15 protein-coding genes, 1 pseudogene and 1 riboswitch are annotated in these 17,561 nt (G+C 69.1%); of the genes and pseudogenes, 10 read left to right on the top strand and 6 right to left on the bottom strand.

Going from position 1 to position 17,561, the window contains the following annotated elements; translation table 11 throughout:
• The first annotated feature begins 298 nt into the window (after positions 1–298).
• Both AB0M70_RS42015 and AB0M70_RS42010 read left to right on the top strand, forming a co-directional pair.
• Positions 299–1,313: pseudogene (locus AB0M70_RS42015) on the top strand (IS630 family transposase).
• Between the two features lie 155 nt (positions 1,314–1,468).
• Positions 1,469–2,185, top strand: a complete 717-nt coding sequence (locus AB0M70_RS42010; RefSeq protein WP_365829141.1) for a VOC family protein — start codon at positions 1,469–1,471, stop codon at positions 2,183–2,185.
• A 255-nt stretch (positions 2,186–2,440) separates the two neighbouring features.
• On the opposite strand, the gene AB0M70_RS42005 is transcribed toward AB0M70_RS42010, so the two are convergent.
• Together AB0M70_RS42005 and AB0M70_RS42000 are read right to left on the bottom strand one after the other, a co-directional pair.
• Positions 2,441–2,923 (bottom strand): peptidoglycan-binding protein, encoded by a 483-nt coding sequence (locus AB0M70_RS42005; protein ID WP_365829139.1) that lies wholly within the window; start codon positions 2,921–2,923, stop codon positions 2,441–2,443.
• Between the two features lie 173 nt (positions 2,924–3,096).
• The gene (locus tag AB0M70_RS42000) at positions 3,097–3,465 is read right to left on the bottom strand and encodes a YrdB family protein (RefSeq protein ID WP_365829137.1); all 369 of its coding nucleotides are present in this window, start codon (positions 3,463–3,465) and stop codon (positions 3,097–3,099) included.
• Positions 3,466–3,721: 256 nt separating this feature from the next.
• Here AB0M70_RS42000 and AB0M70_RS41995 point away from each other — a divergent pair, with 256 nt between their 5' ends.
• Positions 3,722–4,411: a hypothetical protein gene (locus AB0M70_RS41995; RefSeq protein ID WP_365829135.1), complete on the top strand. Its 690-nt coding sequence runs from the start codon at positions 3,722–3,724 to the stop codon at positions 4,409–4,411.
• 24 nt (positions 4,412–4,435) lie between these two features.
• Here AB0M70_RS41995 and AB0M70_RS41990 read toward each other — a convergent pair whose 3' ends face one another.
• Genes AB0M70_RS41990 through AB0M70_RS41980 form a run of 3 tightly spaced genes read right to left on the bottom strand, consistent with a single transcriptional unit; the run spans position 4,436 to position 9,182 of the window.
• Positions 4,436–5,791, bottom strand: a complete 1,356-nt coding sequence (locus AB0M70_RS41990; RefSeq protein ID WP_365829133.1) for an MFS transporter — start codon at positions 5,789–5,791, stop codon at positions 4,436–4,438.
• A complete protein-coding gene (locus tag AB0M70_RS41985; protein ID WP_365829130.1) occupies positions 5,788–7,812 on the bottom strand; it encodes a PEP/pyruvate-binding domain-containing protein in 2,025 nt (674 codons plus the stop codon). Before AB0M70_RS41985 ends, AB0M70_RS41990 begins: the two co-directional genes overlap by 4 nt.
• A complete protein-coding gene (locus AB0M70_RS41980; protein WP_365829128.1) occupies positions 7,809–9,182 on the bottom strand; it encodes an ATP-grasp domain-containing protein in 1,374 nt (457 codons plus the stop codon). The genes AB0M70_RS41985 and AB0M70_RS41980 overlap by 4 nt, the downstream gene beginning before the upstream one ends.
• A 323-nt stretch (positions 9,183–9,505) precedes the next feature.
• On the opposite strand from AB0M70_RS41980, the gene AB0M70_RS41975 reads away from it, so the two are divergent.
• The 6 genes from AB0M70_RS41975 to AB0M70_RS41950 all read left to right on the top strand — a co-directional run bounded on the left by AB0M70_RS41975 (position 9,506) and on the right by AB0M70_RS41950 (position 15,916).
• Positions 9,506–10,801 (top strand): PAS domain S-box protein, encoded by a 1,296-nt coding sequence (locus AB0M70_RS41975; RefSeq protein WP_365829126.1) that lies wholly within the window; start codon positions 9,506–9,508, stop codon positions 10,799–10,801.
• 214 nt (positions 10,802–11,015) lie between these two features.
• Positions 11,016–11,615 (top strand): restriction endonuclease, encoded by a 600-nt coding sequence (locus AB0M70_RS41970; RefSeq protein WP_365829124.1) that lies wholly within the window; start codon positions 11,016–11,018, stop codon positions 11,613–11,615.
• 378 nt (positions 11,616–11,993) lie between these two features.
• A riboswitch (cyclic di-AMP (ydaO/yuaA leader) is annotated at positions 11,994–12,145 on the top strand.
• Positions 12,146–12,149: 4 nt separating this feature from the next.
• Positions 12,150–12,881 carry a LysM peptidoglycan-binding domain-containing protein gene (locus AB0M70_RS41965; protein WP_365829122.1) on the top strand — a complete coding sequence of 244 codons (732 nt, stop codon included), beginning with the start codon at positions 12,150–12,152 and terminating at the stop codon, positions 12,879–12,881.
• A 163-nt stretch (positions 12,882–13,044) separates the two neighbouring features.
• On the top strand, positions 13,045–14,187 hold the full coding sequence (locus tag AB0M70_RS41960; RefSeq protein WP_365829120.1) for a hypothetical protein: 1,143 nt from the start codon (positions 13,045–13,047) through the stop codon (positions 14,185–14,187).
• 2 nt (positions 14,188–14,189) lie between these two features.
• The gene (locus AB0M70_RS41955; RefSeq protein WP_365829118.1) at positions 14,190–15,299 is read left to right on the top strand and encodes a hypothetical protein; all 1,110 of its coding nucleotides are present in this window, start codon (positions 14,190–14,192) and stop codon (positions 15,297–15,299) included.
• Between the two features lie 68 nt (positions 15,300–15,367).
• A complete protein-coding gene (locus AB0M70_RS41950; protein ID WP_365829115.1) occupies positions 15,368–15,916 on the top strand; it encodes a GNAT family N-acetyltransferase in 549 nt (182 codons plus the stop codon).
• Positions 15,917–15,928: 12 nt separating this feature from the next.
• On the opposite strand, the gene AB0M70_RS41945 is transcribed toward AB0M70_RS41950, so the two are convergent.
• Positions 15,929–16,645: a class I SAM-dependent methyltransferase gene (locus AB0M70_RS41945; RefSeq protein WP_365829113.1), complete on the bottom strand. Its 717-nt coding sequence runs from the start codon at positions 16,643–16,645 to the stop codon at positions 15,929–15,931.
• A 355-nt stretch (positions 16,646–17,000) separates the two neighbouring features.
• Here AB0M70_RS41945 and AB0M70_RS41940 point away from each other — a divergent pair, with 355 nt between their 5' ends.
• Complete coding sequence (locus AB0M70_RS41940) at positions 17,001–17,522, top strand: L,D-transpeptidase family protein (RefSeq protein WP_365829111.1); 522 nt, start codon at positions 17,001–17,003, stop codon at positions 17,520–17,522.
• Positions 17,523–17,561: the final 39 nt, after the last annotated feature.

Below are 17,561 nucleotides of genomic sequence, written 5' to 3'. Positions count from 1 at the left end.
ACGCCGCCCGCATACGCTCCACTTCATGTACGTCCACGCTCCTCAACATGCTCTTGATCAGCGCAAACGGGAAGACCTAACGGAGTCCTACTAGTGCTGTGACCGGATTGGTTCGCCGGGTTGCTGCTCGCGGCCAGGACCGCTGGACCGGTTGGATGCTAGGCGACATCCAATCCAGCAGGTGGAGGTGCGGTGGCCGAGCCCGTTTCGTGTGCGGAGGCTGACCGATCAGGAGGGGCAGCGGCTGCAGCAGATCGTGCGCCGGGGCAGTACCAGTACGGTGCGCTACCGGCGCGCAATGATGCTGCTGGCCTCAGCCGGCGGCAACCGGGTGCCCGCGATCGCCCAGCTGGTGCAGGCCGACGAGGACGCAGTCCGAGACGTGAGCCACCGGTTCAACGAGATCGGCCTGGCCTGCGTGGACCCTAAGTGGGCGGGAGGCCGTCCCCGCCAACTCGGCCCTGATGACGAGGACTTTGTCGTGGCGACGACCACCACCCGCCCGACCAAGCTCGGTCAGCCCTTCACCCGCTGGTCGATCCGCAAACTCTGCGCCTACCTGCGACGCGTCCACGGCCAGGCGATCCGCATCGGCCGCGAGGCCCTGCGCTGCCTGCTCGCCCGCCGAGGGATCACCTTCCAGCGAACCAAGACCTGGAAGGAATCCACCGACCCGGACCGCGACGCCAAACGACCGGATCGAGCACGTCCTGGACCACTTCCCCGACAGGGTCTTCGCCTTCGACGAGTTCGGACCGTTAGGCATCCGCCCCACCGGGGGCTCCTGTTGGGCCAAGCAGGGCCGCCCCGGCCGGATCCCGGCGACCTATCACCGTACCCACGGAGTCACCTACTTCCACGGCTGCTACTCAGTCGGCGACGACACCTTGTGGGGCGTCAACCGCCGCCACAAGGGCACCGCCCAGTCCCTGGCCGCACTGAAGTCGATCCGGGCAGCACGCCCGGACGGTGCCCCGATCTACGTAATCATGGACAACCTCTCCGCACACAAGGGCAGCAAGATCCGTCTGTGGGCACGGAAGAACAAGGTCGAGCTGTACTTCACCCCGACCAACGCCTCCTGGGCCAATCCGATCGAGGTGCACTTCGGGCCTCTACGGCAATTCACCCTCGCCAACTCCCACCACCGCAGCCACCCCGCGCAGACCCAGGTTCTGCACCGCTACCTGCGCTGGCGCAACGCCAACGCCCGCCACCCCGATGTGCTCGCCGCCCAGCGCAAGGAACGCGCCCGCATCCGAAGCGAGAAGGGCATGCGCTGGGGCGGACGCCCTCTTAATCCCGCAGCCTGATCCATCCGGCGAAGGCCGGCCCGCCCGCGAAGGCTCACACCAGTGCGGCAGAAACGGGCTCCTCGCCGGCTCTTCTGCATGCGCAGCAGCTGAAAATCTCTTGCGGAGTCGGCTGGGCACCCGATATCCAGCATCGAGACGACAAGGAGCACAGGATGACGACCCGTCTGGGTTCATTGAACGAATTCTGCTGGATGGACCTCAAGACCCGCGACTTAGCCGGCACGGCCACCTACTTCTCGAAGACACTGGGCTGGCGCTTCGCGGTGGACGAGGAGGACTGGCGCAAGGCCACCAAGATAGCCATCGATGGCCACCTGGTCGGCGGTGTGAGTGACTTGACGAACCCGCTCTACCCACCGGGAACACCCGCCCACATCGCCTACTACTTGGCAGTCGACAACGTCGATCGCCGTGCCGAAGCGGCGACGGCGAATGGCGCTCGCCTTGTCGTGCCTCCCTTCGACGCGGGCGATCAGGGCCGCATAGCGACATTGATCGATCCGGTTGGCGCCGCCTTCTCACTGTGGCAGCCATACCACTTCACCGGATGGAGGTTCCCGCCCCACTTGGCGGGTGTCCCCCACCGCATGATCCTGGCCTGCGATCAGCCTGACAAAGCCCGGCACTTCTACGAGGAGACGACTGGCACCCCTCTGATCTGCGCCGATTTCATCGCCACACTCGGACCCAGCGCATCCACCCCGCAGTGGGAACTTGCGGTCGACGTCGGTGATCTGGACAGCGTCGTCGCCCGCGCACACGACCACGGCCAAGACCTGGTCACCTGGTCCGAAGAGACCGGTCATCGTGTTGTGCGGTTGAGCAGCCCAGAGGGACTGACATTCCAGGTTCGCCGCTTGGAGCAGTAACTCGGTCATCGACCACGCGGTGCCGTCGGGGACGAGCCGCCACTCTCAGCTCAGGACATCCAGAGCTCAGATGTCTCCGCCGACGCCTGATGTACTCGCCGCCCAGCGCGAGGACCGCGCCCGCATCCAAAGCGAGAAAGGCAGTCGCTGAGCGGATGCCCCCTCAAACCGCAGTCTGACGCAACCCGGCGAACCTATGCGGTCACAGCACTAGAAAACCGCCGTGCCCGGCCGCCTCGTGCGGGGCCAGTTGCGTCACCGGGTGGTGCAGGGCTCGCACAGGAGACCTTGGGCAAAGCGCTCGAAGGCCGCCTTGGTCCCGACTCCCGCGATCCCGTCGATGGCGCCGTTGTAGTCCCAGCTGTCATGGCTGAGCTTGCGCTGCAAGGCCTTGACCGTGCCGCTTCCGACGACTCCGTCGATCGCCCCGTTGTAGCCGTGCGCCCTGAGATGGCGCTGAAACGCCTGCCAGCTTCCGGTGCCCAGGTAGCCGTCGATGGAGCCCCTGTAGCCGTGGTGTGCGGCCAGCCACTCCTGGACGGCCCTGGCCTGCCTGCGGTCGAGGCCGAGGTTGACCACTGCCTGCGTGGTGACGCCGCCCGTGGCGGACATAGTTGCTGCCCTCGGTGTCTCCGCCGCGGCGGCGATCCCGCTTCCCGCCGTCGTCAGGCCGGCGCCCACCACGGCGGCGACGAGAGCGAGACGGACGAGTGACCTGGCCGGCAGTCTCGTGTGCATGTGCAGCTCCCCGTTGACGAATCCCAAGCGACCCGAGGAGGACCTGCGCAACCCGAGGTCCGTTCAGAGCCGCTTTCTTCAGGGACTGACGATACGAACGAGGCGACAGCCGGCACATGAGTAGCGGTACTCAGCCGGCGACCGGAGGCCGCGCCATGTGCCACAACCGGACGTCAGGTCCGCTGATGCATCGCCGCCCGGCGGTCCAGCGTGGCAAAGGTGGTGTTGACGGCTACCACGACGGCGAAGGCGGTGGCCCACGTGTGCCGGCCCATGGCGTACCAAGCGACGGCCGCGGCTCCGAACACCAGCGTCTTCACCGCCAGAACGCCCGCCAGCGGCACCGCTATCCGGGCCTTCGGCGCGGCGAACAGGCCCCACAGGGTGGCGGCCGCCGCAGGTGCGGCGACCGCGAGGAGGAGCCGCAGAGCAAGGGGGTCCACGCTCTGCCAGCCCCACCAGGCGAGCACGACCAGGGCGACGACTTCCAGAAGGAACGCCAGCCCTTCGTTGAACACGTGCAAGGGCGCGGGAAGCTTCATCGTGGGTCATCCTCCGTCACGAGCGCGGGCCGGACAGGCGAACTGGCCCGCAGCAGAGCCGCATTGAAGCACGTCCGCCTCGACGGCCGTGGCCTGATCATGTTGCGGCAGGCGGGTCCCGAGTGGCGCGCGGGGTTCGGGGGTAGAGCGCGATAGATCGGCGAATCGACGTGAGGCGAATCGACGTGCGAGCCGCCGGTCACTTCGGCGCTGCTGGGGCACTACCAGCCGCGTCGACGTGTCATGTACTGGACAGATGCACATCCTCGGGGTGTGCCAGAAGAAGGGCGTCGACGACACCATGAACAGATCCGCCTTACAGCGCTCCCTGCGGGCGAGCATCGCGCTCTGCGCGGCGCTGACGTCGACCGTGCTGTGCGCGACGGCGGGCGCGGCCGTGCCCGGGGACGCGAGCGGCGGCACGGCGACGGCCTCCTCCGCCGCCGCCCGTGCGGAAACGCAACGCGCTTGCCCCGTCGTGTACTTCGACTTGGGCGAGACCCTCGTGCACACCGCCGACGACGGCGCCACCAGTTACCAGGCCGGGGCGGCCTCCTATCTGCGTGCCCTGCGCGCACGTCACATCAAGATCGGTCTGATCACCAACGTTCCGCCCTCCTGGGGCGCGACCGACGCCGAGCGTGCCGCCCGGCTGAAGAAGGAGGTCGACGCCACCTGGCGGGGCTCCGCGCCCTTCGCCTGGGAGGACTTCGGCGATCGCGTCCTGACCCCCCGCACGGAGGCGGAACGCAAGCCGGCTCCCGTGCTCTGGCAGCGCGCGAAGGCCTCCGCGGGCCACTGCCGGGTCGTCTATCAGGCCGAGACGGCCGAGGAGATCGATGTCGCCGCCTCGCTCGGCTTCGTGCCGTACCAGGTCGGCCGTCCGCACCGACCCGCGTACTTTCCCGTCGGGCTGATCGAACTCCTCGGCCACCGGCCCCGCTGATCGCACGTCCCCCGCAGGCTGGTGCTACTCGTCGGCCCGCCGCCCGCGGCGTCCGCCTCCGGATACGCCGGGGGCAGCGCGGGCGGATGGGCCATGCTCGTTCGCGTCCGCCGTGTCCGAAGCCGCGGAACGCTTCACCACCCCGCTGCGCAACAGGAGTTGGAAGGCTCCGAGCAACACGGCCGTCGCCAACGCGCTGTGCCACAGCAGGGCGTCCAAGTGCCCGGCCGAGAGATAGGCCCCCGCGGCGACCGCGGCCAGGGCGCACACCGCGCGGTCCACGATGCTCTCGACCGACAGCAGTGTGGCGCGCGGGGCGTGCGCGGGCACCGCGTCGTTCACCAGCTTGCGCTGCACCGGGTACGCGAAGCCGGTCGCGGCGGCGAACAGGCAGAGCAGCGCGACCACCGCCCACGGCCCGCCGAGGGTCATGGCCGCCAGGGTGCCCGCGAGCACGAGGCTGAGGATCGAGACCCAGGCGACCGGGGTGAGGCGTCGGCTCAGCCACTGGGGGCGGGCCGAGGCCACCGCCTCGGCGACCGTCATCGCGGCCAGCACTCCCCCGTGCGAGGCCTCGGCGATGCCGTGGTCGAGCAGGATCGGCTGGAAGAGATTGACCTGGCAGATGCGGGAGAGCGTGAACACCGCCACGCCCTGCACCATCACCATGGCCAGCCACCGCGAAGAGGCGACGCAGCGCAGCGCCGAGCCCGCGTCCCGCAGGAAGGCCCCGCCCCGGCGGCCTCCGCCGGAGGCCGCCGCCTTGTCTGTCCGCTCGTTCGCTCCCGCGAGCCGGGGCAGGGCGATCGCGCAGGCGAGGGAGCCCGCCGCGCTGGCGGCACTGAGCACGTACGGAGCCGCGTGGGCGACGGACATCAGGGGTCCGACCAACGGCCAGCATCCGACCTTGGCCGCCAGGCCCAGGGCCCGCGCGGTGCCCTCCGCCTTCAGGTAGTGCTCGTCGCCGCCTTCGGCGCGCAGCCCGTCGTACAGATAGGCGCTTGCCGCACCCGAGGTGAGCGAGCGGCCCGCGGCGATGGCGAGGAAGTGGACGAGGAAGCCGGTGTACGAGGCGCTGAGGACCGGAGCCAGGTTGGCCGCCGTCATGACCACCGCGCCGGCCCGCAGGCAGTTGCGGGTGCCGATCCGGTCGGCGATCAGGCCGGTCGGGATCTCGAAGAGGCAGAAGGCCACGTAGTAGATGCTCTGGATGCCGAAGATCTGGGCGTCCGTCAGCCCGGCGGCCTTCTGGTAGGCGTAGAAGACGGGCATCCACCACAGCAGGTTGAACAGCAGCTGGAAGCCGTAGTTGAGGCGGATGATGCGGCGTGCGGTGTCCGTCAGGCCGGTGGCTCCCGCCCGGTGGGTGGGCGCCTTCACAGCGCGTACGGGCGGATCTGGACCAGGCGGAAATCGCCCCGCTCGGTCATCAGCCACTCGATGTCCAGCGGCTTGTCCACGTCGGAGCCGCCGAGATGGGAGCCGCTGAAGTGGGACTGCAACAGCCGTCCGGTCAGCGACAGGCCGGCGAGCCGGGCGCGGGTGGCCGCGGGCAGGGGGTCGCCCCAGGAGCCCAGGGCGACGGTGCGGCCGCCGCCCTCCACCGTGTTGTAGAGGTACTGCTGCGGCAGGACCGAGCCGTCGACGACCTGCTCCGGCGAGCCGGGCGAGCAGTTGAGGTAGACGTTGCGGAAGTCCTCGCGGCGGGTCGGGTTGCAGGTCACCAGGACGCCGCCGAGGGAGGCGGGCTCGTACTCCTGGATGATCACGCCCATGTAGGTGTCGTCCAGGGAGATGCCGACCTCGTGGCGCAGTCGCACGCTGCGGGGTGACACCAGCGAGGCCCACACCTGGCGTACGGCGTCCAGGAGTTCGTCGGTGGAGTGGACGGTGGTGACGGAGTCGTAGACGCCTGCCGCGGAGAAGCCCGGCAGGTCCTCGGCGTTGGACGAGGAGCGCACCACCAGGCGTCGGCGTGTGGCCGCGGTGGCGGGGAATGCCTGGTCGATCTGCCTGGTGACCGTCTCGGGGACGGGCGTGTTGCGGATCAGGTGCTGGAGTTGCAGGCAGAGCGAGTCCAGGACGTCGGTGGCGTCGAGTTCGAGCGCCATCTTGAGTTTGCCGATGCCTTGTTGGAGGGCGGGCGATGAGGCCAGGAAGTGCTGCTGGAGCGCGAAGGGAAGCGCGACTCCTTCGGGGGCGTCGACGGTGGTGGCCACGAAGTCGGCGGCTGCGGCGTGCAGTTCGGCCGTGGAGGGTGTGCTGAGGCCGAGCCGCGCCCCGAGGTGCGCGTAGAGACTTTCGCGCGGCGGGCGGGGCCGGCCGTAGAAGGCGATCAGGTCGGCCGTACGGCTGTCGAGTACGTGGTGCAGTTCGCCGAGGTTGGCCGCTTTGGTCCCGTACCGGTCGCGGTCCGCGCTGCGGAGACGGTGCAGGGCAAGCACGGGGGCGTCTTCGAGCAGGGGCGGCTGGAGGCGTATGCGCTGCTGGTGCCAGGCCGGGGCGCGCAGGGCCGGCTCGTGGTCAAGGCGCTCCAGGAGGATCTCGTCCTCGCGTACGTGGTAGCAGACCCACGCGCCGTCCAGCTGGTCCCTGTCGACGAGTTCTTGCAGGTCGCGCACGATCGCGTTGGGTATGCCCCACCCGGAGGCGAGGACGTTGGTGTGCGAGAGCGGCGTGATCGGCGCGGTGTTGAGGAACCCCGCCACCCGGGGCACGTCGTCCGGAAGGCAGGGCATGGCCACGATGTCCGCCCAGCCGAGACCGGCCTCCGCCGCCGTGTACTCCTCGTGCGTACGGAAGTACCGCAGTCGCCCGGTGGCCTCGCCGGGGTTCAGCGCGGTGCGGGTGCGGGAGCCGAAGAGCTCATGGCTGAGGATGCGGGGCACGCGCAGTTCACTGATCGCCGCGAGCTCCTCCTCCTGCCCGTGGTTGGCGGGCTTGAGGAGTACCGGGAGCCTGCCGTCGACGCGTTCGCGCACGAAGTCGTAGAAATGGGCGAGTAGTTCGCCGTGCATGGTGTCGGCCTCGGTCGTCTCCAGGACGAGGAACGTGCGTTCGCGTCCTTCCGCTTCCTGCTCGGTGTGCAGGGACAGCACGCCGAGCAGGAAACGGCGGTCGGGGTCCATGTAGACGGAGGCGTTGAAGGCGTCCAACTCAGCGTCCAGAGTGTGGAGTTCCATGCCCAGGACGCGGGTGGCGATGTAGTTGACGTGGAAGGGGTGCGCGTTCGTGTCGAGCAGGTGCCAGGTGTTCTCGGCGCGGTCGACGACGACCTTGAGGTACGGGTGACCGGCCAGGACGCCCGAGAGCGTACGGAAGAGGGGCAGGGAGAGGTTCTCACCGATGACCGTGCGGTCCGTGGACGGTTCGGCGGGGCCGGGCAACAGCTGGGTGGTCATCGGACGATCTCCTCGGGCTGCGCGGCGGGCAGGACCCGGGGCAGTGCGTCGACCAGGGTCTCGAAGTCCCGCAGGACGGTGCTCGGGTCGGTGGCGGACAGCAGGCACAGGGCGGCCATGGTGTTGGCGCCCGCGGCCGGGTCGTAGACCGGCACCAGGGTGCCGTCGGTGAGGGAGCTCTCCGCGACCACCGAAAGATCGCTGCCGTGGCTCAGTGGCACGTCCGCCGCGACGGCGGAGAAGTCCCAGACCTTGCGGTCCTGCCAGGCCTCGCCCTGGGAGTCGACCGCGAGGACGACGAGGGAGCCCGCCGCGCCGTTCGCCTGCGCGGGCGTGAGCGCGTGCCGGGGCCATGCGACCGGGCGGCCGATGAGGTGGTCGACGAGCATGCCCACGAGGTCGAGCCCGAAGACCTCCTCGATCTGCGGCACCGTCATCGCGCCGCCGAACCGGGCGGCCGTCTCGATCAGCCACATGCGGCCGTCCGCACCGAGCTTGATCTCGGTGTGGGTACCGCAGTCACGCAGTCCGAGCGCGTCGACGGACGCTCGGGCGAGGGCCACGATCCGGTCCTGGGCGTCCTGGGACAGCAGGGCGGGCGTGATGCCCGCGCGCTCGGTGAACGGCTCGACGGTGGGCATCCGGCCGCTGAGGCAGACCGGGTGGAAGACGCCGTGCGCCACCACGCCCTCGACGCTGACGTAGTCGCCCCAGCCGGGCTCGTCGAACCAGTCCGATGCGGTGCCGCTCACGATCTGCTCGACGACGAAGTCCGCGTCGGCCTCGGCCACATGGAGTTCCGCGTATCCCAACTGGGCGGATTCGGCCATGACTTCGCGTGATCGGTGCCACGCGGCGGATGCCTCGTGCGGGGTGCGGATGATCTGGTGCGCGGTGGATCCCGCGCTCCAGGCCGCCTTGAGGAGGAGCGGGAAGGGCAGCTCGCGGGCCGCTTCGTGCAGGTCCGACTCGGTGGCCACCGGGCGGAACTCCGGTTGCGGCAGCCCGTGTTCGCGCCAGGTGCGACGCATCAGCCGCTTGTCGCGTGCCAGCGCGGCGGCGCTGCCCGCCCCCGCCAGACCAAGCACCTGGCAGGCCTCGGCGACGGCCACGACGGCGTACTCGGAGAAGGTGAGCACCGCGGCCGCGCCCACGGCTTCGGCCCGCGAGACGATCAGGGACACCAGGTCGGCGCGGTGCGCGTCGGCGGGTGTCACGACGGAGGCGCACACCTGCTCGGCCGTGTCCGCCACGGCGGGAGGAAGTGCGCTGAGCGCCAGCAGGTGCACTTCCGCCCTGGCGGCCGTCCGTGTGAGGACGTGGCCGAGCGGCGGACCGCCCTTGGCATGCACTAACAGCACCTTGCTCACTGAAGTTCCCTCTCCATTCGTCCGGTTGGGGCATGGCGTCGTACGGATCGGTGACGCGCGTAGAACATGCGGGGTCACCGGGGCGTACGTTGCGGGGCGTGTTCACCCGCACACTCAAGGGGACCAGGCGACAGACGCGCGCAGCGCCACCAGAGACGTCAGCCGTTCAGGCAAATGCCTGAGTGCCGCACGCGCACGCGGGTTCAGGCGGCCGGCCGCTCCGGCCGATTCGGCCGAGAACCGAGCATGCGCGAGATCGACACGGGAAACCCATCGCTTGGTGACTGTGCGTCAACCAGTTGAATACGGACGGAGAATCCGCTGTGAACGACTCCAATCTCAAGGCACTGCTTGAACACCTGCCCGCGTTCTGGTGGGAGGTGGACCAGCCGTGGCAGGTCCTGGAGAGGGGAGGCGGCGCCTTCGCCGACACCGGGACGGCGCAGCGCTTCCTGGAGCGCATGCACGAGGAACTCTCGGGCCCGGGGCATCCACCGGAGGAGGTCAGCTGGCAGGCGCAGTTCGACGGTCGCACCTTCGACGTGAGCTGGCCGCTGGACGGGACCCGCGCCCACAGCCGCACGCGGGGTCTCGCGGTGGAGGTCGACGCGCACGCCCCGCACCGTTACGCCGCCTTCGCCGACCTCGTCGACCTGGCCCCGGCCGCCGCCTTCATCCGGGACCGCGCGGGACGCTACCTGTGGGCCAACCACGCCTACGCGCACCTCTACGGCACCACCCCGGGAGAGCTCACCGGCAGGTGCATCGAAGACTTCGACGCGCCTGCCGAGGCCGCCCAGTTTCGCGCCCTGGACCAGGAGATCCTCACCCGGGGCACCCCGGTACGCCACACCCTGGGCTATCGCCGGCCGGACGGCAGCGTCGGCCGGGCAGCCGGCCACCGCTTCCCCGTACGGGAGGACACGCAGACCTGCATAGCCGGAATCTATGTGGACATCACCGACCACCTCCGCGCCCTGGTCCAGCGCCAGGAGGCGGAGGAGAACCTGCAGGCGCTGCGCGACCACAGCGGCCTGCCCTGCGCGCTGCTCTCGGCCAACGGGCGGGTGATCGAAGCGAGTTCGGCGGCCGCCGATCTGTTCCACCTCGCCCTGCCCGACCTGGTGGGCCGCCGCGCGCACACGCTGCTCGCCCCCGCCCCCGCCTCCGACCTCGATGGGCTGCACCGCAGGTGGAACGGTCTGATAGCCCGCCGCACCAGACGGGTGGAGACGTCCGCCGTGCTCGTCGATGCCCGGGGGCGGCAACGCCGTGCGCAGCTGCACCTGACGACGGTCGGCCACTCCGCTGCCCGCGCCCGGCACGTCTGGGCCGTCGTCACGCATCAGAGCCTGGCCCACGAGGCCCATCCCTCGCTCACCGCCGCGCAGATCCGCATCCTCTCCCTCCTGGCGGAGGGCAGCAGCAACAGTGACATCGCCGCCTCGCTGCGACTGTCCCGGCAGACGGTCGACTACCACCTGAGCCGCCTGCGACAACTCCTGGACGCCACCACCCGCCCCGCCCTGGTCGCGCGGGCGTACGTCCTGGGCATCCTCGCCCCACGCGCCTGGCCCCCGCGTTCGGCGACGGCGGCCCATCCGCTCAGCTCTGTCTGACGGACTCCGCTTGTCAGTGGCGACTGCCAGCATGGAAGGACGGGCGAAAAGTCCGCCGACAAAGGGGGGCGCTCATGCCAATGGTCAGGCTCTTCTCACAGCACGGCGGTCGGCAGTGACGCGGCAGGCGCCTGCGCGGCGGCGTCGACGACGTCCCACCAAAAGGCAGCAGCGGCAACAAGCGCGACTCGTGGCGCTTCTTGCCGGTGCTGCCGTGGCGCTCATACTGGTCGCCTCATTGGTCAACTGGCTGCTCGCGCATTTGTGGTTGCTGATCGCGCTCACCGTCGCAGCCGTGGTGGCGAGTCTTGGCCTCTTGCACCAGCGACGCCAACGGGCCTTGTGGGCGGACGTACGGCGACAGCAACTGCGTTATGCGATAGCGCAATTGGACGCCTTACATCACCGCGATTTCGAATACGCGGTACGCGACTTGATGCGCCGCGACGGCTGCACGGACGCCCGGCAGACGGGCGGTACGGGTGACAACGGGGCGGACGTGCTCGCCACCGATCCGATGGGCCGCAAGTGGGTCGTCCAGTGCAAGCACCGCAGGAACGGAGCGCAGGGTTCGCCGGTCGGCACACCCGACCTGCAGCGCGTCAACGGAACAGCCCGGCAGCTGCACGGCGCGGACATCGTCTTGGTGGTGACCAACGGACGCTTCTCCCAGCGGTGCGCTCCTTTGGCCCGGCAGCTGCACATGCACCTGGTCGACCGCACCCTGCTCGCCAACTGGGCGGCAGGAGCACGGCCGTTGTGGGAATTGCTGCCCAATATCCCGCCCCCGCCCCGCTTTATACCCACGAACTGAGAGCCCATATCAGGCTCACCTTGAGGCGTCACCACCGGGTCCCACCAGAAACGATGCCCGTTTTGACATGAAAAATAGGGATCGCATTATGTCCGCTTTTGCGAATAAGGCCACGTCTGCACCCACTTGGCATCGCGCCGCAGTGGAATGAGTCACACCCGCAGATCGAGGCCCCAAGATCCGCCCAGCGCATTTTCGTTTCCCGCAAACAAAGTTGAGGCCATTTGATCAATGGGGGGCACGGGCCGCGGACTCCGAGAATGGCCCTCGCGCATTCCCCGAGTGAATTCCCGCCTTGTTCTGTCCGGGCTTTCTCGCCTAACGTCACCGTCAATCCGGATGGAACGCCGAATCCTGCCGCTGTCCGGAAACCCTTCCCGTACTCACTCACTTACGCACGGCAGGAGCGGGGGACCCAGGTAAGCCGCCGATCCGGATTCCGGAACGGCTCGGGGTGAAGTCGCATTCGTGCGACCGGACATCTCCCGTCCGAACCCGACAGCTCACCTCGTAGGCGACGGAGAGGAATTCGTCATGCCTGCAAAGGGTAAGCACCGCCGCCCCAAGTCCAGCTCGCTCAGCCGGGGCATCGCCGCGGCAGGCACGGGCGGCGCCGTGCTCGTCCTCCCGGTGATCGGCGCGACCGCCGCCAGCGCGGCGCAGCCCGCGGCGGCCGCCAAGCCCGCCGCCGCCCCCAAGACCTACGTCGTCGCAGCGGGCGACTCGCTGGCGAAGATCGCCCGCGAGCACTCGGTCAGCGGCGGCTGGAAGAAGCTGTACGAGGACAACCGCAGCGTTCTGGGCGGGGACCCGAAGCTGATCCACCCCGGCCTCAAGATCACCATCGGAGAGAAGGCCGCCTCCAGGGCCTCCGACGAGCGGGCGGACCGTTCCCAGCGCACGAACGCCGCCAAGCCCGCCGTCGCCCCGGCGAAGAAGACGTACGCCAACAACCTCGACGGCTGGATCAAGGAGTCGCTCGACGTCATGGCCCAGCACGGCATCCCCGGCACGTACGAGGGCATCCACCGCAACGTGATGCGCGAGTCCTCCGGCAACCCGCTGGCCATCAACAACTGGGACGTCAACGCCGCCGCGGGCACCCCGTCCAAGGGGCTCCTGCAGGTCATCGCCCCGACCTTCGACGCCTACCACGTGGCCGGCACCTCGCTGGACAGCTATGACCCGGTCGCCAACATCACCGCCGCCTGCAACTACGCGGCCGACCGGTACGGCTCGATCGACAACGTGAACGGCCCCTACTAGGGGATCCCGGTCTCGATCGCCCTGAGCCCCGGCACGCCGCGCGTGCCGGGGCTCAGGGCTGTCGGGACCTCCCGCAAGGGACCCCCGAATTGGCATGCACCCGTCTATTCACGGACGGGTGCATGCCAATAAGGTGAGCGACCTTCGCGTTCTGGGGGGTCTCATGAACGGTCTCCGTGGTCGCCGTGATCTTCGTGGTCACCGTGCGGTCATCATCTGCCTTGTGATCGCCTGTGCCGCGGTGGTGTCGCCCGTCGCCGTCGTCTCGCCGGCCGCGGCTGTGCCGACCGCCCAAGCCGACACCCCGAACGTGACGCCGAGCTGGTCGGCGCTGCCCGTGCCCGCGGCCACACGGCCCGTGACCGTGTCCGATCTTGCCGCCCGTGGGCCGGGCGATGTCTGGGCGACGGGGTACGAGCACACCACCGACTGGGTGCGGCCGATGCTGTACCGGTGGGACGGCGCGGCCTGGAGCCGGGACAGCAGCTTCCCCGGCGCCGAGGCGTCGGGCTGGCTCGGCAAGGTGCAGTTCGTCGGCAAGGAAACGTGGATCTTGCACAACCGCGACGGAGCGGGCGAGATCCTGCGCCGCTCGGCCGGAGGATCGGGCGGCTCGGGAGGGTGGAGCACACTCCCGCTGCCGCAGACCTTGTGGACCTACCAGGACTTCGCCGCCGTGCCCGGTGCCGCCTGGGTGGTCGGTGAGGACGAGACCGGGCTGAAGGTCCTGCACCACGACGGCTCCGGCTGGACCACACAGTCCACCCCCGACGGCGTGCTGTACGTCATGGGGATCACCGCGCGCTCGGCCACCGACGCCTGGGCCTGGGCGGACACCACGAACGGGAGCACCGTCCTGCGCTGGGACGGCACGGCCTGGCGCGACGCGAAGGTGCCGCTGCCGCCGAACAGCAACATCCACACGATGCTGCTCGAACCGGCCGGCCGCGTCACGATCGGCGGCAGCCAGTACGTCGACGGCGCGCCACGCACCTACCTCATGACCTGGAACGGCCACACCTGGCGCACCACCTACCCGCCCCTGGGCGACACCTACACCGAGGCCATGGTGCGCGGCCCGGACGGCGCGTTGTGGCTGCCGGTGCGCAGCGACCGCGCGTTCCAGTCGAAGTACGCACGGATCGACGGCTCCCGCACCACCTTCTCCTACGGCCCTGAGCGCACGAACGCGATCGACGTGAAACCGCGTGCACTGACGAGGGCCGGGTCCTCGCTGCTGTCCTTCGGGACCGTCGAGATCTACGGCTCGAAACCAAACCTGATGAGCGAGCGGCTGGGAGGCTGACCATGGTGCGCCGACTTCTCGTCGCGGTTCTCGCCGTCGCGATGACCGTCATCACCGTCATGAGCTCGGCCGCGGCGGAGCCCGGTGCCTGGCGACACGTGCCGGTCCCGGCACAGGTACGCCCGCAGGCCGGGCTGAACGAGGCCGTGGCGTTCGGTCCTGACCGGGCGTGGGCCGTGGGCTCCGACGCCGTCGGCCGCGAGGCACCGGGCTTCCCGCTGATGCTGCGTTGGGACGGAACCGCGTGGCAGCGCCAGAGTCTGCCCAAGGTCAGCTGGCAGGGAGACCTGCTGTCCATCGCCGCGACCTCCGCGACCGCGATCTGGGCGGTCGGCCGCGACTCGGCGGGCGGCGCCCGCCTGCTGCGCTACGACGGCAGCACCTGGCGCGAGAGCCGGCCGCCCCGTGGTGTCCTGCTGACCAAGGTCGTCAGCGGCGGCGGTGAGACCTGGCTGATCGGATCGCGGGACGGCGCGCAGGTCTTGCTGCGGCGGGACGGGAGCGGCTGGCAGGACATGCCGGTGCCGCCGGGAGCCGTCTATGGCATGCACGTGGTGGCGGACGACGACATCTGGGCCGCGGGCGCCACCAACTCGGGTGCGGCGGTCTCGCATTGGAACGGGCAGGAGTGGCAGCAGACGATCGTGGACGGGTTCCCGAGGTCGGCCGTGGGCAGTGTGTTCGCGGTCTCTCCGACCGAGGTGTGGGCGGGTGGCACGGCCGGGTTCGTCGGTGGTCCGGTGGGCAAGCCGATCCCGCCCCTGCTGATGCGCTGGGACGGGAACGCGTGGAGCCGGGTGACCGTGCCCACCGATTTCGGTTCGATCAGTTCGTTCGCTCCCGCCGCGAACGGCAAGCTGGGCTGGGTCTCGGTGGCCAACTCGCAGAAGTACGGTCCGCCCGGCAGCTACCCGCCCCTGGTGTCCGGGCCGGATTTCCTGTCCTGGGACGGCCAGTCCTTCACCGGGCACAGCGAACCGGCGGTGGCCGGGGAGGGTGACTCCCGGACGCTGCAGCTCGCACCGGTGCCGGGGACGTCGACGGTGTGGTCCGTCGGCCGTGCCGCCGGACCCGAGAACACCTTCGCGCCGCGCACGCAACGTTTCGACTGAGCAGCCTTTACGGAAAAGTGGATCACCAGGGTGATCCACTCCTCCAGAAGAAGTCCTAGCATCGGCCCATGCCTCACAACCCGTCACGCGTCGAACTGCGCCCGCTTACCCTCGCCGACCAGGATGAGTTCTGCACGCTCGTGCGGGCCAGCGCCGAGCTCCATTCACCGTGGATGCAACTTCCCACGACCGCGGCGGAGTTCCAGGACTGGATGCACCGCTTCAGTGACGGCACCACCCAAGGCTTTCTGATCCGTGTTCAGGAGACCGGCGAGGTGGCCGGGATGGTGAACATCAACTCGATCATCCGGGGCCGCTACCAGGGCGCATCGCTCGGCTACGCGGCCTTCGCCCCGTCCGCGGGGCGGGGTTACATGACCGAGGGTCTCACCGTCGCCCTGCGGCACGCCTTCGACGACCTGCGCCTGCACCGCCTCGAGGCCAACATTCAACCGGGCAACCGGGCGTCCTTGGCCGTGGTCCAGCGTCTGGGCTTTCGTTACGAGGGCCTCTCCCCCGCTTATCTCTATATCGACGGGGCCTGGCGCGACCACGAACGGTGGTCCATCACCGCGCCGTCACCCTGGAAGCCCGACCCTTCCCTTCCCCGGGTCTGACCTGCCGATGCCCTACACCCGCACGTACTGCACGTACTGACAGGACCGCCCCTCGCCGCCAGGCTGACGACGGAAACCGCACCGCTCCATGAGCCGGTCGGCGTCGGCGGCACCGAATACGCGGTAACCCGAGCGCTGATGCGCCACCACGGTGGTCTCGCGCATCACGTAGTAGTCCTTGATGAAACGGCCTCCTCCTTCGGCCCGGGACTCTTGGGCGTAGACGAGCCCTCCGGGCAACGTCCGCCGCAAGGCGTGATGCGCGTCCTGAACCGCCAGAATCAGAAGTCCCCCCGGACGGAGCACAGTTGCGAGATTCTCTAGTCCCTTGATGTTGTCGCTCTTCTCCACCAGGTGGCTGCCCAGGTTGATTTCGTCGCCGTCACGAAGGCAGTACCAGATGCCGCCGACGGAGTAGGCGACGTCGAATTGCGATTCGGGAACGGCGCGGAGAATGTCCATCTCCACGAGCGTCACTCGGTCCCCGAGTCTGTTCCGAGCCTGGGTGAGCATGCTTTCGGTGTGGTCAATTCCGGTGAGCCGCATGCCGACGGACCCCGTCGCGAGCAACTGATCACACACCAGCCCTGTTCCTACGCCGAGTTCCAGGACGTCCCTCCGGTCGCCGATGAGCCCCCGCAATTCCCTCGCGTAGGCCTCGTAGTCGTAATACCCCGAAGTCATGATGAGGTCGTAGTGCGGCGCGAGAGCGTCATAGGAGTTGGTCACGCGCGGCACCGTAGCAAGGGGGCAGAGCCTGGCAGGGGTATGACCGGCCATCAGTTGTGTGATGTCGAGTCCGACACGCCTCGAGCTTCCGGGCGAAATAATGGAATTGGCTGATAATGCGAGGGTGCTCAAAACCACGCTGCCCCGACTGATTCTCCCTTTGCTCATCTGCACGGTTTCTCTCAGCGGATGCAGCGACGAAAGAGCTCCGGCCGACGGCCGGTCGGGCCATCATGCGCCGCCGCACAACGCCTACGGCAAAATCCCGCCGCCGGGCCGCACCACGGCGATCCCTCAGCTCGGGCCGGACATGCAAAAGGCCGTGGACCGTCGGGGCGCCAGGCAGGTGGTCCTCGTGTCAGGGGACGCACCCGACTCCAGCTACGCGACGGTTCACCTGTTCGAACGCGACGCACGGGGCGGATGGCGCAGGGTCTTCGAGCCGTGGCCGGCCCGCAACGGCCAACGCGGCTGGACCGAGCACCACACGGCGAGCGACCGAAGCACCCCGGTAGGGGTGTTCGGGCTCAGTGACGCCGGCGGGCTCCTGCCCGACCCGGGTTCCAAGCTGCCCTACGACCAGTCCCCCGTGTACGACGAGGACGGCGTCGGCTTCCTGGGCCAGTCACTCAGAGGGGCCTTCGACCACGTGGTGGCCATCAACTACAACCGTCAGCCCGGCTCCCCGCCCAGGGACCTCGTACGACCCCTGGGGGCCGAACGCGGTGGAGGCATCTTCATCCACATGGACCACGGCGGGCCGACCCAGGCCTGCGTGGCACTGCCGCGCAAGGAGATGACCGAGCTTCTGAAATGGCTCGACCCCGGCATGAAGCCGGTGATCGCCATGGGGGACGTCGAGTCAGTCGCCCGCTGAATCCGGGCTCATCGGCTTCTACTGGTCCCAGGTCGCATG

The organism is Streptomyces sp. NPDC051214, from assembly GCF_040682375.1.
Taxonomy (GTDB): Bacteria; Actinomycetota; Actinomycetes; order Streptomycetales; family Streptomycetaceae; genus Streptomyces.
The sequence above is the reverse complement of the archived record's forward strand: the minus strand, read 5'-3'. Positions and strand labels throughout refer to the sequence as shown.